This window comes from Rhodococcus sp. 15-2388-1-1a (assembly GCF_002259145.1).
Lineage (GTDB): Bacteria > Actinomycetota > Actinomycetes > Mycobacteriales > Mycobacteriaceae > Rhodococcoides.
This window is the reverse complement of record NZ_NPFP01000008.1, coordinates 227,136-241,322: the sequence shown is the minus strand read 5'-3', so window position 1 is coordinate 241,322 and position 14,187 is coordinate 227,136. Positions and strand designations below refer to the sequence as shown.

Below are 14,187 nucleotides of genomic sequence, written 5' to 3'. Positions count from 1 at the left end.
TCCCGCCGGGGAGTGGAGTGTCGATAGCATTCACGGTCATGGAGTGGACGACGGTGCGCGACGCCGCCGAACTGACCGAGATGTTCGGAGAGCCGAGCTTCCGAGCCGCCAACAAGGACCGACGCACACTGCACCCTCTGGACGTGCAGTGGCTCGCTGCCTCACCGTTCTGCCTCCTCGGAACCTCCGACGCGAGCGGGCGATGCGACGTCTCACCCAAGGGCGATCCGCCCGGCAGTCTGGTGCACGTCCTCGACGACGCCACGATCGCTCTCGCCGAACGGCCGGGCAACCGCCGGATGGACGGCTATCGCAACATTCTCGAGAACCCGTTCGTCGGGCTCAACTTCTTCGTCCCCGGTCGCGGTGACACCCTCCGCATCAACGGTCGAGCCTCCCTGGTCACCGACGCCCCGTTCTTCGACGAGCTACAGGTCAAAGGCCACCGACCGATCATGTGCCTGGTCGTCGGCATCGAGCAGGTGTTCCACCACTGTGCGAAGGCGTTCATGCGATCCAAGTTGTGGCAGCCCGAGACCTGGGATGCCGACGCCATCCCCGACGTCGCGACGCTGACGAAGGCGCTGATTCCTCAGGCTCCCGAGACGGTGGAGGAATTGCGCGAGTACTACGGACCGTCCTACGCCGAACAGCTCTACCCCAAGCAGTAGCTCCGGCGGACGAACCTCAGGACACGGTGTCGGATTCGGCGACGACAGGTGCCGCCTCCAGCTCCGTTGCGTCCGGCTCGGCTGCGTCTGGCTCGGCCGGGTCCGGCTGTGGTGCGTCCACTGCGACGCGTTCTCGGTTCAACCGCTGCGAGATGACCGTGGTGATGCCGTCGCCGCGCATGCTGACGCCGTACAGCGCGTCGGCCACCTCCATCGTCGGCTTCTGGTGTGTGATGACGATCAGCTGCGACTTCTCGCGGAGCTGCTCGAACAATCCGATCAGTCGACGCAGGTTGGTGTCGTCCAGTGCAGCCTCGACCTCGTCCATCACGTAGAACGGAGACGGTCGGGCACGGAAGATGGCCACCAGCATGGCCACCGCGGTCAGCGATTTCTCGCCACCGGAGAGCAGCGAGAGCCGCTTGACCTTCTTTCCGGGCGGGCGGGCCTCGACCTCGATTCCGGTGGTGAGCATGTCCGACGGGTCGGTCAGGATCAGTCGTCCTTCGCCGCCGGGGAAGAGCTTGGCGAACACCCCGGTGAATTCTCGTTCGACGTCGAGCCAGGCCTCCGTGAAGACCTGCAGGATCCGTTCGTCGACGTCGGCGACCACGCCGAGAAGGTCCTTGCGCGCGGATTTGACGTCCTCGAGCTGAGTGGACAGGAAGTTGTAGCGCTCCTCGAGGGCCGCGAACTCTTCGAGGGCGAGCGGGTTGACCTTGCCGAGTGTGGCCAGGTCACGCTCGGCGCGTTTGGCGCGCTGCTCCTGCGTGGCTCGGTCGAACGGCATCGGGGCAGGTGCCACCACCTGCTCACCCCGCTCCTTGGCCGCCTCGTACTCGGCCATTTCGAGTTCGGTGGGAGGCAGTGCCACGTCGGGCCCGTACTCGGCCACCAGATCGTCGAGGCCGATGCCGTGCTGTTCGAGAATCGTCGTCTCGAGCTGTTCGATCCGCAGCGCTGCCTGTGCGCGGGCCACCTCGTCCCGGTGCACGGCGTCGGTGATCGACGCGAGCTGACCCTGCAGGGCGCGGACCTGCTCTTTCACCTTGTCGAGTTCGATTGTGCGCGTTGCACGTTCGGCAGAGAGCTCGTCGCGCCTACGTGCAGCTGCGGCAACGACCGTAGCCAACCGCGCGGCGACCTCCTCGCCGGATTCTCCGACCGCCGCGGCCACTGCGGCCGCGTGCCGACGCGCTGCGCTCTCGCGTTCGGCTCGCGCCCTGGCCTCACGCTCGGCTCGCGCCGCCCGTCGAAGCGAATCTGCCCGGCCTCGCACGGACTGTGCACGCTCTTCGGCGGTCCGCACGTTCAACCGAGCTTCGACCTCCACGGCACGTACTTCGGTCAGTGCCGCTGCCGCCATCTCCCGTTCCATGGTGGTCGCCGCATCACCGCTCTCGCCGTCTCCCGCGAAACCGGATTGCTCGTCCTCGGCCGTCCGCAGATTTTCTTCGAGCTCGGCAAGCCGGGCAATCGCTTCTTCTCGGCTGGCCTCGGCAGAGCTGCGCTGCGTCGTCAACCGTGCCGACTCCGCGTGCGCCGAACGCGCCAGTTGACCCAATCGGCCCAGCTGCTCGTACACCGCGGCCATCGCAGCGTCTGATTCGTTGAGCGCTGCGAGCGCTTGCTCGGCCGACTCGCGCCGATCCCGTTGTTCTGCCAACGCTCCCGACAGCGCTGCGTCGAGCTCCTCCGCTCGTCGGACTGCCGCCGCCAACTCCACCGTCGACGTGTCGATTGCCGACTGCACCTCGAGGGTGCTCGGGCGACGATCCGAGCCGCCGGTGACCCAGCCGGCTTCGACGACGTCGCCGTCCTTGGTGACCGCACGCAGCTCACCGGAATCGGAGACGAGACGGTGTGCAGCGTCGAGCGAATCGACCGCGACCACACCGTCGAGCAGGGCCGCCATGGCCCCGGCCAACCGGTCCGGATACTCGATCAGGTCCAGCACCCATCGAGCGCCGCTCGGGAGGTCCGGACGTGGAACCGGTTGCGCTGCAGCCACATTGCCGTGCACGATGGACGCGCGGCCACCGTCGGCCGCACGCAGCGCCAGCACCGCATCACGCGCGGCATCGAACGATTCGGCGTGTGCGGCATCGGCGGCCGGACCCATGGCCACTGCCACCGCGATCTCGTACCCCGGCTCGACCGTGAGATGGCCTGCGAGCAGACCCGACAGACCATCCTGCTGGTTCTCCACCAGCCACCCGGCACCGTCCTTGCGTTCGAGGCCCATCGTCAGCGCCTCGATCCTGGCCTCGAACGACGCCACCCTCTTGCCCGCGATGCGCTCTTCGGCCTGCAGCTCCGTCACTCGGGCATCGGCATGCCGCAGCGCGGCGACGGCTCGTTCGTAGTGGGTGTCGAGGCTCAGTTCGCTCGCGTCGAGGGTGCCGATCTGATCCTGCACACTCTCGAATTCACGCTGAGCCGATTCGCCGCGCTCTCGTGCCTCGTCGATGGCCACCGACAAGCGCGCCACCTCCGCGTCGATCGACTCGACCTTGGTTCGGAAGGTGTCGACTCGGCCGGACAGGCGCGCGAACCCCTCGCGGCGGTCGGCCACCGCGCGTACGGCCGCAAGGTGGGCACGCTCGGCGGCCGCAGCAGCGGCTTCGCGCTCGGCCAACTGCTCACGTGCCGCCTCGAGCGTTTCGCGTGCCATCTCGACGGCCTCGACGAGTTCCATCTCTTCCTCGGCCACTCGCTCGGCCTGCGCTTCGAGCTCGTCCGGGTCCTGTCCGCGACCTGTGCTCTGGACGGCGTCGAGATGTCGAGCTCGTTCGTGCGCGATGCGCACCGTCGCATTCACGCGTTCGGCCAACGCGGAGAGACGGAACCACGTCTGCCCGGCCGCTTCGGCGCTCGGAGTCAGCCGAGCGACGGCCTGCTCGTGTTCGCCGAGTGCCACCGAGCCCGCTTCGAGGGCGTCCTGCACCATCGCGTACTGCTCACGAGCCGCTTCCTCGTCCTGAGTCTGGTTCGCGAATTCCTCGCGCCTGGCCACCAGATCGTCGGCAACCAGTCGCAACCGGGCATCGCGCAGGTCTGCCTGGACGGTCTGCGCACGACGCGCAACCTCGGCCTGCCTACCGAGAGGCTTGAGTTGGCGACGCAATTCGGTCGTGAGGTCGGTCAACCGCGCCAGGTTGGCCTGCATCGCGTCGAGCTTGCGGACGGCCTTTTCCTTGCGCTTGCGGTGCTTGAGCACCCCGGCTGCTTCCTCGATGAAGGCTCGCCGGTCCTCGGGCCGCGATTCCAGGATCGCGGCGAGCCGGCCCTGCCCCACGATCACGTGCATCTCGCGGCCGATACCGGAGTCGCTGAGCAGTTCCTGGACGTCCATCAATCGGCACGAACTGCCGTTGATCTCGTACTCACCCGCGCCGTCTCGGAACATACGCCGGGTGATCGAGACCTCGGAGTAGTCGATCGGCAGTGCGCCGTCGGAATTGTCGATCGTCAGAGTCACCTCTGCGCGGCCGAGCGGGGCTCGACCCGACGTGCCTGCGAAGATGACGTCTTCCATCTTCCCGCCGCGCAACGCCTTGGCACCTTGTTCACCCATCACCCAGGTCAGGGCGTCCACGACATTGGATTTACCCGAACCGTTGGGCCCGACGACGCAGGTGATTCCGGGCTCGAAACGAAGAGTCGTCGCCGAAGCAAAGGACTTGAAGCCCTTCAGCGTCAGACTCTTGAGATACATAGCGTCCGTACTTTACCGGTAGTACGCAGCGATGTGCGCCGAGCCGTCCGCAACGGGCGATCAGCGTTCGACGAAGCCCGTCAGATCTCCGCGGGCGGTGTCCCAACTCTCCACGACGAGCGTGACCGTGCCCGGGGTCCGATCGCCTCGGAGCAACTCGAGAAGCGCCTCGAGACGCTCACGTGGGCCCTCGGCTATCACCAGAACACGTCCGTCCGCGTGATTGGTCGCGTGCCCGACCAATCCCAGCTCCAACGCACGCGAGCGAGTCCACCACCGAAACCCGACCCCCTGAACCAGGCCGTGCATCCACGCCGTCAGCCGTTCGTCCGTCATACCTGACTCATCTTTCGGACTGTTCCGTCGAAACTGGTGGCGTACAAAGCCTTCTCGTCGAATCCGACCCCGCCGAAGGCGACCGACGAGGTCAGCGGAACACCGGTGGCCATCACGCAGGACGATCCGGTCTCGGGGTCGATACGGACCACCCTGCCGGCGAGATTCTGTGCGAGATAAACCGTTCCGTCATCGGCCACGGTCAGATCGTCCGACATCGTGAGCGGTCCGATACCGTCGATACGAATGCGCTCGGAGGGCCCGGACGGATTGTTCGCGTCGAGCACGGTGAGCGTCGTCTCGAGATCGAACGTGTTGGCCACGTAGATCTTTCCGCCGCCGATGCCGATTCCGTTCGCCGTGCCCACGTCCGTACGTACCGTCGACACGGTGCGATCGGTCGCGATCCGGCTCAGGCCTGCAGCGACACCCAGATTGCGGGTGGTGAACAGATCACCCGTCTCCGATCTCGCCAGCCCGTTGGGCATGGCCAGGCCCGACGCGTACGTCGACCGAACCCCCGTACCGAGATCGATCGTGTCGACAGTGCCGGTTCGGGTATCGACAAGCCCTGCCGCAGCACTGTTTCCGGTCGTGAAATACAGCGTGTCACCATCGGTGACCAGTCCGCCCGGCGACTCGACGTCGGCAACGAGTGTGCCCCGGTCACCGTTCGGAGCCACGGTACGCAGAGCGCCGGGTCCGATGGGAGAGGTCTCAGCGACGATCATCGAACCGCGGCCGTCGAATTCGAGATTTTCGAGCATTCCGAATCCCGATGCCACCGTGCTCACCGACCACGGAGTGCAGCTGCTCGACGCGTCCGCGGTGGGTGCCAGGGCGGTCGCCGCGCCGAGGAGCAGACCCGTGACGACCACGGCTGCCCCGGCTTTCATCAGGCGTCCACGTCGATGTCCAGGGTGACAGTCGTACCGGCCTTCAGGGTCCGCCCGACGGTGCACACCTTGTCGATGGCGCGCTGGACGACCGTCAGCAGACGCTCCTGCGCCTCGGGATCCATCTCACTGAGGTCGACTCGGAGAATCTCGTTCAGTTCCGGGTACCGCTCGTTCTCGCGATCGGCGGCACCGGACACCTCGACGGTGGCGGAGTAGTCATCGCCCAGTCGACGCGAGAGCGGTAGGTCCGAGCTCATACCGGTGCAGGCTGCGAGTGCGATCTTCAGCAGCTCGCCGGGGGTGAAGACGCCCTCGACCGACTCGGACCCGATGAGCACTTCGGCTCCTCGTGAGCTGCGGCCGGTGTAGCGACGGGTGCCTGTGCGCTCGACCCAGAGGTTGGTCGGCGTGCTCTGTTCTGCCATGACCGAAATACTAGGCGGGCGGTTCGGGAGTGGAGCCCGCGGAATGACGTGTTCGCACAGGAGTGGAGCCCGCGGAATGACCTGCGCCCGGTCAGCCGCGCACGTGTCGGGGTCGCGGCTGGCAGGTTGGGCAGCTGAACGAGGAGCGATTCATGAACTTCTCGCGTCTGATCGGGGCTCCGCACCGAGAACAGGGCAGGCCCTCCTGACCGTAGGCGTCGAGGGAACGATCGAAGTAGCCGGATTGTCCGTTGACGTTCACGTACAGCGCGTCGAACGAGGTTCCGCCCTGTGCCAGGGCCTCGCCCATCACCGCGTGCACCGCGGTGAGAAGGCGTCGCAGTGCCGGCCGCGTCAGGGTCTCCGCGATTCGATTGCCGTGGATCTTCGCACGCCACAGCGCCTCGTCGGCATAGATGTTGCCCACGCCCGAGAGCACGGTCTGATCGAGCAGTGCCCGCTTTATCTCGGTGTGCTTGCCGCGCAACACGGTCACCACCGATTCGGCGTCGAACAGTGGATCGATCGGGTCGCGGGCAATGTGTGCGACCGGTTCGGGTACCTCCGTGCCGTCCACGGTGACGATCGGGGCGAGAGCCCAGCCGCCGAACGTGCGCTGATCGACGAAGCGCAGATCGGTGCCGTCGTCGAGTCGAGCGCGAATCCGCAGGTGCTTCTCGTCCGGGGCGGACGGCGGCTGCACCAGCATCTGTCCGCTCATACCCAGGTGCACGACGGTCGCGAAGTCGCCGGGTTCCATCACCAGCCACAGGTACTTGCCGCGCCGCCGAGCAGAGGAGACACGCTGACCGCGCAGCTGGCCGATCAGATCGAGGCCCCCGAGATCGTGTCGTCGCACGGCGCGCGGGTGCAGCACCTCCACCGACCGCATCGTCCTGCCGACGACGTGAGATTCCAGACCGAGCCTGACGACCTCGACCTCGGGCAGTTCCGGCATCAGGTTTCGTCGGTTGCCGACTCGGCCGGAATCGCAGTGTCGTTGTTCGACAGTGTGTTCCACGCCAGACTGGCAGCCTTCTGTTCGGCTTCCTTCTTCGATCGACCGATACCGACGCCGCGAGGGAATCCGCCGACCAACACGGTCGCGGTGAATTCCTTGTCGTGATCGGGCCCGGTGGACGAGATCTCGTACGCGGGAACGCCCAGTGCACGTTCGGCGGTCAATTCCTGCAGGCTCGTCTTCCAGTCCAGCCCCGCACCGAGCTTGGGAGCCCGATCGAGGAGACCTGCGAACAGCGTCAGTACAACGGTGCGCGCGACGTCGATGCCGTGCTGCAGGTGGATTGCACCCAGCATCGACTCCATGCCGTCGGCAAGGATGCTCGGCTTGTCGCGTCCGCCGGTCTGCTCCTCGCCCTTGCCCAACAGCAGGTGGCGACCCAAGCCGCCGTCGCCGAGTCCACGCGCGACCTCGGCCAGGGCATGCATGTTGACCACGCTCGCCCTGATCTTGGCCAGCTGACCTTCGGACTTGGTGGGGTGCACCGCATAGAGATGCTCGGTGACGGCCAGGCCGAGCACCGAGTCCCCCAGGAACTCGAGCCGCTCGTTCGTCGGCAGACCACCGTGCTCGTACGCGAACGACCGGTGCGTCAGAGCCAATGTCAACAATGGTTCCGACAGGGAGACACCGATAGCGGCGAGGAGCGACTCTCGGTCGTCCCCGCCGCTGACGGCAGTGGAGCTATTCTTCTGTGAACCGCTGTTGTGCCGGTCCACTACTTCGTTTGTCACGTAAGCGGAAATCAGACCGCTGCGACGACCTGGCGGCCCTTGTAGGTGCCACACGAGGGGCACGCGATGTGGGGCAGAGTCTTCTCGCCACAACCGCGGTTGGGGCACGTCACGAGGGTGGGCGCAGTGGTTTTCCACTGTGCACGACGCGACCTCGTGTTGGAACGCGACATTTTGCGCTTCGGGACAGCCACTTACTTCTCCTCGGCTTCGTTGTTCACAAGTTCTGTGCTCGGTTCTGGATCCACGCCAAATTTGGCTGCAAGACCAGCCCAGCGAGGATCAATTGTATCGTGACTGTGGCCGGATTCAGCAATCGCCAGGCGAACGCCGCATTCTGGGCACAATCCCTCGCACTCGTCACTGCAGACGGGGTGGAGTGGAAGCTCCAAACCGACCGCGTCGACGATGACGGGTTCGAGGTCTATCAGGTCGTCGACGATGCGGTGAATCTCGTCCGCATCGGTGGTCTCCTCGGTGATGCTGTTCGGGTAAGCGAACAACTCGGTCAGGTAGACGTCGACGTTGCCACCGACCGGGTCGAGGCAGCGCGTGCACTCGCCGGCCGTGACTGCCCGTACGGAGCCGGTGACGAGAACGCCCTCCGAGACCGCCTGCAACTGCAGATCGAGCGAGACCGGAACACCGGCTTCGATGGCAATGGCATCGAGGCCGATTCGGGAAGGAGCCGGAACCGTCCGCTCGATGGCCTTCGTCGACCCGGGTCGACGACCGAGGTTGAGAATGTCCAGAACGAATCCGTCGTCCAATTCCGGACGCGTCGTTCTCTTGGGCGGGGGCACGGCTGGTCTTCCTTACTGTCGGTATGCCTACTGTCGGTAAGCAACCCCACAACGATACGCATACGCGCATACGAGGGCAAATTGCTGCCGTTCAGTGGCGGCTGCGACGGCCCTGGTCCGGGCTCCCGTACGCGGAGTCACCGTACGGCTCATTGCCGTATTCCGGTACACCCGAACCGGTTCGCAGCTGCTGACGCCCACGGCCGACCGAACGAATGGTGCCGCTGAGGAACTCCTCGAACTCTGCAAGCTTGGTATCGACGTAGACGTCGCACTCACTGCGCATCCGATCGGATTCGGCGTGCGCGCTGTCGATCACCCGAGCCGACTCGGCGCGGGCCGCCTGGACGACCTCGGTTTCCGAGACGAGCCGGTTCTGTTCGGCTGTGCCGTCTGCGACCGACCGCTCGTACGACGCGGTACCGGACTCGATCATCCGATCGGCCTCGGTGCGCGCGCGAACGGTCAGTTCCTCGTACTCACTCTGGCCGTCGAGCACCGTTCGCTCGGCCTCCGCCTCGGCATCGGCCACGAGCTGATCGGCGTGGGCCGACGCCTCGGACACCATGCGATCCGCTTGAGCCTTGGCGTCGGCGAGAATGCGATCGGCCGAATCCCTGGCGTTCTCGACCGTGTCCTTGGCCTCTGCGTTGGCGGTGCCGACCGTCTTCTCCGCAGTGGCCCTGGCGTCGCCGACGAGCTTGTCGCGGTGATCCAGTACGTCCTGGGCGTCGTCCAACTCGCCGGGGATGGCGTCTCGGACGTCGTCGAGCAGTTCCAGGACATCGCCGCGAGGGACGACGCACCCGGCAGTCATCGGAACGCCGCGCGCCTCCTCGACAATGGCGACGAGTTCGTCGAGCGCCTCGAATACGCGGTACACCGGTTACCCCAATCGTCGAATCTGCCACTGCGCGGTCTTCACTCGCAGTGCTGCGCTGTTCAGTCTGCCCGTCGACGCGTGCGTCTGCGCTATACCGGCCCGGTGTGTCGCTCTTCGAACTACTCTGCGGCCCGCTCGGCGATACGGGCCGTCAGTCGATCCTGAACGAAGGGCGGCAGCATGCCGGTGACGTCTCCCCCGAAGGTCGCGACCTCCTTGATCAACGAACTCGACAGGAAGCCGTGAGCTGGATTCGCCGGGAGAAACAGCGTGTCCACACCGGTCAACGTTCTGTTCATCTGCGCCATCTGCAACTCGTAATCGAAGTCGTTGGCACTGCGCAGACCTTTGACGATCGCCGAAAAGCCCTCTTGCCGTGCGTAATCGACCAACAGGCCGTACCACGAACCGACTCTGACATTGGGCAGATGATCCGTGGCGACCTCGAGCATCTCGATCCGCTCGTCGATGCTGAACATGCCCTTCTTGCTTTTGTTCACCATCACCGTGACCACCACCTCGTCGAAGGCGGCGGCGGCACGCTCGAAGATGTCGAGGTGACCGTTGGTCACCGGGTCGAAGGATCCAGGGCAGAGTGCGCCAGTCATGCCCGCGAACCTATCAGCCGATCCCGGGCTCGCTCGTCACGCGCGTGCTGCGATCTCGATCCGACTCTCGCCGTACTTCTTCGACTTCTCCGGAACCAGTCCGGCCGGCCATCGGGTCTCCGGCGAACGCGACGACCGCTCGAGGACGACGACCGCGTCGGGAGTGAGCCATCCCCCGGTGACGAGTCTGTCCAACAGGCCGGCGACGGCAGTGTCGGTCACGGCATACGGCGGGTCGGCCAACACCAGGTCGTACGCCGCATCCGCGGCCCCGGCCAGCACGGACGCCACCGGAGCGCACCGGACCGATGCGCCGGGCAACCCCACCGATGCGATGTTCTTTCGCACCACCGCCGCCGCTCGGGCGTCCGATTCGACCAACACCGCCGACGATGCTCCACGCGAGAGTGCCTCGAGCCCCAGTGCTCCCGATCCTGCGAACAGATCCAGCACCGCGGCACCGTCGAGTTCCATTCGACTCTCCAGCGAGCTGAACAACGCTTCGCGAACTCGCTCGGAGGTGGGACGGGTGCCCTGGCCGGGAACCGACAATCGTCGACCGCCCGCGACACCCGCCACGATCCGTGTCATTCGCTGCCGGCCTCTTCGCCCGTCGACCCCCCACCGATGACGACGAGCAGATCGCCGCCCTCCACCTGCTGCACGCCCGAGATCGCCAGCCGGGTCACCGAGCCGCCGCGAGGAGCGGTGATGGCAGCTTCCATCTTCATCGCCTCGATCGTGGCGATGGTGTCGCCGGCCGAGATCTTCTGTCCCTCTTCGACGGACAGTGTGACGACGCCTGCGAACGGTGCCGGGATGTGCCCGGAGTTCGATCGGTCCGCCTTCTCGACCGTGGGGGCCTCGCTGGAGATGGATCGGTCGCGCACCGACACCGGCCGCAACTGTCCGTTGAGAATGCACATCACGGTGCGCATGCCACGCTCGTCGGGATCGGAGATGGCCTCGAGCCCGATGAGCAGCTCGACGCCCTTCTCCAGTGCCACCCGATGCTCCTCGCCCTGCCGCAGCCCGTAGAAGAACTGATTGGCCGACAGCCGCGTCGTATCGCCGTACTTCTCGCGGTGGGCAGCGAGTTCGGCCGTGGGACCGGGGAACAGCAGACGGTTGAGAGTCTCGCGGCGCTGAGCCGACGTGCCGTCGAGGTTCTTCTCGTCCTCCTCGGTGAGCGGTGTCACCGGCTTGCCCTCGCCACGACCCTCCAGCGCCTTCGTCCGCAACGGTTCCGGCCATCCGCCTGCAGGCGTGCCCAGATCACCGCGCAGGAATCCGATCACCGAATCGGGGATGTCGTAGCGGCCGGGATCCTCGGCGAATTCCTCGGCGGACGCGCCTGCACCGACCAGAGCCAGAGCCAGGTCGCCGACGACCTTCGAGCTCGGCGTCACCTTGGTCAATCGGCCCAACATGCGGTCGGCTGCAGCATAATTGGCCTCGACGGTCTCGAACCGATCACCGAGACCAAGCGAAATAGCTTGCTGCCGTAGATTCGAGAGCTGTCCGCCGGGAATCTCGTGCGTGTAGACGCGGCCCGTCGGTGCCGGCAGCCCGGACTCGAACGGCGCGTACACCTTTCGCACGGCCTCCCAGTACGGCTCCAGGTCGCAGACGGCCTGAAGATTCAGACCGGTGTCACGCTCCGTGTGAGCGGCAGCCGCCACGATCGCCGACAACGCAGGCTGGCTCGTGGTACCCGCCATCGCCGCGCTGGCACCGTCGACAGCGTCGGCCCCGGCCTCCCACGCGGCGAGGTACGTCGCGAGCTGACCACCGGGCGTGTCGTGCGTGTGTAGGTGCACGGGCAGATCGAAGTTCGAACGCAACGCCGTCACCAGCGTCTTGGCTGCGGGTGCGCGGAGCAGTCCTGCCATGTCCTTGATGGCGAGCACGTGCGCGCCTGCGTCGACGATCTGCTCGGCCAACTTCAGGTAGTAGTCGAGGGTGTAGAGGTTCTCGTTCGGGTTCGACAGATCACCGGTGTAACTGAGTGCCACCTCGGCGAGCGCAGTACCGGTCTCGCGCACGGCATCGATGGCCGGGCGCATCTGATCGACATTGTTGAGGGCGTCGAAGATACGGAAGATGTCGATGCCGGTGTCGGTGGCCTCGGCAACGAAGCTGCGGGTCACCTTCTCCGGATACGGGGTGTAGCCGACGGTGTTCCTGCCGCGCAGCAACATCTGAATTGCGATGTTCGGCACGGCCTCTCGCAGACTCGCCAGGCGCTCCCACGGATCCTCGTGCAGGAACCGCAGCGCCACATCGTACGTCGCACCGCCCCACGCCTCGATGGAGAGCAACTGCGGCGTCGTACGCGCCACGTACGGGGCGACACCGAGCAGTCCGCTCGTCCGCACTCGCGTCGCCAACAACGACTGATGTGCGTCACGGAACGTGGTGTCGGTGACGCCGAGAGCTTTCTGGTTGCGCAGATCGCGGGCAAAACCCTCGGGCCCGAGCGCGAGCAGTCGTTGACGCGAACCGTCGGGAATCGGAGCCGAGAAGTCGACAGCGGGAAGCTTGTCGTGTGGGTACACCGGGGACGGACGCTCGCCGTGCGGCTTGTTGACCGTCACATCGGCCAGGTAGGCGAGGATCTTCGTGCCGCGGTCGCCCGAGGATCGCGAGGTGAGCAGTTCCGGTCGCTCCTCGATGAACGAGGTGGTGACCCGGCCCGCGGTGAAGTCGGGATCGACCAGAACCGCTTGCAGGAACGGGATGTTCGTCGCGACACCGCGAATCCTGAACTCCGCCAACGCTCGTCGGGCCCGCGCCACGGCGGTGTCGAAGTCGCGGCCGCGGCAGGTGAGCTTGACGAGCATGGAATCGAAGTACGCGCCGACCTCCGCGCCCAGCGTGGTTCCGCCGTCGAGACGCACGCCCGCACCGCCCGGCGTGCGGTACGCAGTGATGCGTCCGACGTCCGGCCGGAATCCGTTCGCCGGATCCTCGGTGGTGATGCGGCACTGCAGCGCCGCACCGCGCAGCACGATGTTCTCCTGCTGCAGACCCAGATCCGCGAGCGTCTCACCCGAGGCGATCCGCAGCTGGGACTGCACCAGATCCACATCGGTCACCTCTTCGGTGACGGTGTGCTCCACCTGAATTCGAGGGTTCATCTCGATGAAGACGTGATTGCCACGGGTGTCGAGCAGGAACTCGACGGTCCCGGCACACGAGTAGCCGATCTGCTTCGCGAACGCGACCGCGTCGGCGCAGATCTTCTCACGCAATCCTTCGGGCAGGTTGGGAGCCGGAGCGAGCTCGATGACCTTCTGATGCCGACGCTGCACACTGCAGTCGCGCTCGAACAGGTGCACCACGTTGCCCTGACCGTCGGCGAGGATCTGAACCTCGATGTGCCGAGGATCGATCACGGCCTGCTCGAGGAACACCGTCGGATCACCGAAGGCCGATTCTGCCTCGCGCGCAGCAGCTTCGATGGATTCGCGCAGCTGCTCGGGCTCGGCAACTCGGCGCATACCTCGACCACCGCCACCGGCGACCGCCTTGACGAACAACGGGAACGTCATCGTCTCGGACGCCGCGACGAGCTCGTCCACATCGGACGAGGGCTCCGACGACGCCAGCACCGGCAGTCCTGCGGCCTTGGCTGCCGCGATGGCCCGCGCCTTGTTGCCGGTCAGTTCGAGCACGTCGGCGGACGGGCCGACGAAGGTGATGCCGGCCTCGGCGCACGCTGCGGCCAGATCCGGGTTCTCGGAAAGGAATCCGTACCCGGGGTAGACCGCGTCCGCACCGCTGCGCTTGGCAGCGGCGACGATCTCGTCGACCGAGAGATACGCGCGGACGGGATGGCCCTTCTCCCCGATCTGATACGCCTCGTCGGCCTTCGTCCGGTGTACCGAGTTCCGGTCCTCGAACGGGAACACCGCAACGGTCGAGGCCCCGAGTTCGTAGGAGGCACGGAAGGCGCGGATGGCGATTTCACCGCGGTTGGCAACCAAAACTTTGGAGAACATTGGCTCAACTTACCCGGCAGCGTGAGCCACCGAGGTGTACTGATCTCACCATTCGGGACGAATTGCTCGAATCGGCCGACTGAAA

General features: G+C 65.9%; 13 protein-coding genes. 1 reads left to right on the top strand and 12 read right to left on the bottom strand.

From position 1 onward, the window contains the following. The first annotated feature begins 38 nt into the window (after window positions 1–38). The gene (locus tag CH302_RS05620) at window positions 39–671 is read left to right on the top strand and encodes a pyridoxamine 5'-phosphate oxidase family protein (RefSeq protein ID WP_037189664.1); all 633 of its coding nucleotides are present in this window, start codon (window positions 39–41) and stop codon (window positions 669–671) included. A gap of 16 nt (window positions 672–687) precedes the next feature. On the opposite strand, the gene smc is transcribed toward CH302_RS05620, so the two are convergent. The 12 genes from smc to CH302_RS05560 form a co-directional block, all read right to left on the bottom strand. Then, window positions 688–4,389, bottom strand: a complete 3,702-nt coding sequence (smc, locus tag CH302_RS05615) for a chromosome segregation protein SMC (RefSeq protein ID WP_052047526.1) — start codon at window positions 4,387–4,389, stop codon at window positions 688–690. Between the two features lie 60 nt (window positions 4,390–4,449). Continuing rightward, window positions 4,450–4,725, bottom strand: a complete 276-nt coding sequence (locus CH302_RS05610; protein WP_037189666.1) for an acylphosphatase — start codon at window positions 4,723–4,725, stop codon at window positions 4,450–4,452. After that, window positions 4,722–5,621 carry an SMP-30/gluconolactonase/LRE family protein gene (locus CH302_RS05605; RefSeq protein WP_037189668.1) on the bottom strand — a complete coding sequence of 300 codons (900 nt, stop codon included), beginning with the start codon at window positions 5,619–5,621 and terminating at the stop codon, window positions 4,722–4,724. Before CH302_RS05605 ends, CH302_RS05610 begins: the two co-directional genes overlap by 4 nt. Further along, the gene (locus CH302_RS05600; RefSeq protein WP_037189670.1) at window positions 5,621–6,049 is read right to left on the bottom strand and encodes an OsmC family protein; all 429 of its coding nucleotides are present in this window, start codon (window positions 6,047–6,049) and stop codon (window positions 5,621–5,623) included. Before CH302_RS05600 ends, CH302_RS05605 begins: the two co-directional genes overlap by 1 nt. A 91-nt stretch (window positions 6,050–6,140) precedes the next feature. Continuing rightward, window positions 6,141–7,007 (bottom strand): bifunctional DNA-formamidopyrimidine glycosylase/DNA-(apurinic or apyrimidinic site) lyase, encoded by an 867-nt coding sequence (gene mutM, locus CH302_RS05595; RefSeq protein WP_037189672.1) that lies wholly within the window; start codon window positions 7,005–7,007, stop codon window positions 6,141–6,143. Further along, on the bottom strand, window positions 7,007–7,789 hold the full coding sequence (gene rnc / locus CH302_RS05590; RefSeq protein WP_037189675.1) for a ribonuclease III: 783 nt from the start codon (window positions 7,787–7,789) through the stop codon (window positions 7,007–7,009). The genes mutM and rnc overlap by 1 nt, the downstream gene beginning before the upstream one ends. Window positions 7,790–7,815: 26 nt before the next feature. Then, window positions 7,816–7,998: a 50S ribosomal protein L32 gene (rpmF, locus tag CH302_RS05585; protein ID WP_032397784.1), complete on the bottom strand. Its 183-nt coding sequence runs from the start codon at window positions 7,996–7,998 to the stop codon at window positions 7,816–7,818. Next, entirely contained in the window at window positions 7,999–8,607 is a 609-nt protein-coding gene (locus CH302_RS05580) for a YceD family protein (protein WP_037189678.1), read from the bottom strand. It lies immediately after the preceding gene. 91 nt (window positions 8,608–8,698) lie between these two features. After that, entirely contained in the window at window positions 8,699–9,490 is a 792-nt protein-coding gene (locus CH302_RS05575) for a DivIVA domain-containing protein (RefSeq protein ID WP_037189680.1), read from the bottom strand. 119 nt (window positions 9,491–9,609) lie between these two features. Continuing rightward, window positions 9,610–10,098: a pantetheine-phosphate adenylyltransferase gene (gene coaD, locus CH302_RS05570; protein WP_037189683.1), complete on the bottom strand. Its 489-nt coding sequence runs from the start codon at window positions 10,096–10,098 to the stop codon at window positions 9,610–9,612. Between the two features lie 36 nt (window positions 10,099–10,134). After that, window positions 10,135–10,689: a 16S rRNA (guanine(966)-N(2))-methyltransferase RsmD gene (gene rsmD, locus CH302_RS05565; RefSeq protein WP_037189685.1), complete on the bottom strand. Its 555-nt coding sequence runs from the start codon at window positions 10,687–10,689 to the stop codon at window positions 10,135–10,137. After that, window positions 10,686–14,102 carry a pyruvate carboxylase gene (locus CH302_RS05560; protein ID WP_037189696.1) on the bottom strand — a complete coding sequence of 1,139 codons (3,417 nt, stop codon included), beginning with the start codon at window positions 14,100–14,102 and terminating at the stop codon, window positions 10,686–10,688. The genes rsmD and CH302_RS05560 overlap by 4 nt, the downstream gene beginning before the upstream one ends. Window positions 14,103–14,187: the final 85 nt, after the last annotated feature.

What these genes read in the sequence shown, in the direction of transcription:
- CH302_RS05620 (WP_037189664.1), top strand. Translation starts at nt 39, where the DNA reads ATGGAGTGGACGACGGTGCGCGACGCCGCCGAACTGACCGAGATGTTC.
- smc (WP_052047526.1), bottom strand. Translation starts at nt 4,389, where the DNA reads ATGTATCTCAAGAGTCTGACGCTGAAGGGCTTCAAGTCCTTTGCTTCG.
- CH302_RS05610 (WP_037189666.1), bottom strand. Translation starts at nt 4,725, where the DNA reads ATGACGGACGAACGGCTGACGGCGTGGATGCACGGCCTGGTTCAGGGG.
- CH302_RS05605 (WP_037189668.1), bottom strand. Translation starts at nt 5,621, where the DNA reads ATGAAAGCCGGGGCAGCCGTGGTCGTCACGGGTCTGCTCCTCGGCGCG.
- CH302_RS05600 (WP_037189670.1), bottom strand. Translation starts at nt 6,049, where the DNA reads ATGGCAGAACAGAGCACGCCGACCAACCTCTGGGTCGAGCGCACAGGC.
- mutM (WP_037189672.1), bottom strand. Translation starts at nt 7,007, where the DNA reads ATGCCGGAACTGCCCGAGGTCGAGGTCGTCAGGCTCGGTCTGGAATCT.
- coaD (WP_037189683.1), bottom strand. Translation starts at nt 10,098, where the DNA reads ATGACTGGCGCACTCTGCCCTGGATCCTTCGACCCGGTGACCAACGGT.
- rsmD (WP_037189685.1), bottom strand. Translation starts at nt 10,689, where the DNA reads ATGACACGGATCGTGGCGGGTGTCGCGGGCGGTCGACGATTGTCGGTT.
- CH302_RS05560 (WP_037189696.1), bottom strand. Translation starts at nt 14,102, where the DNA reads ATGTTCTCCAAAGTTTTGGTTGCCAACCGCGGTGAAATCGCCATCCGC.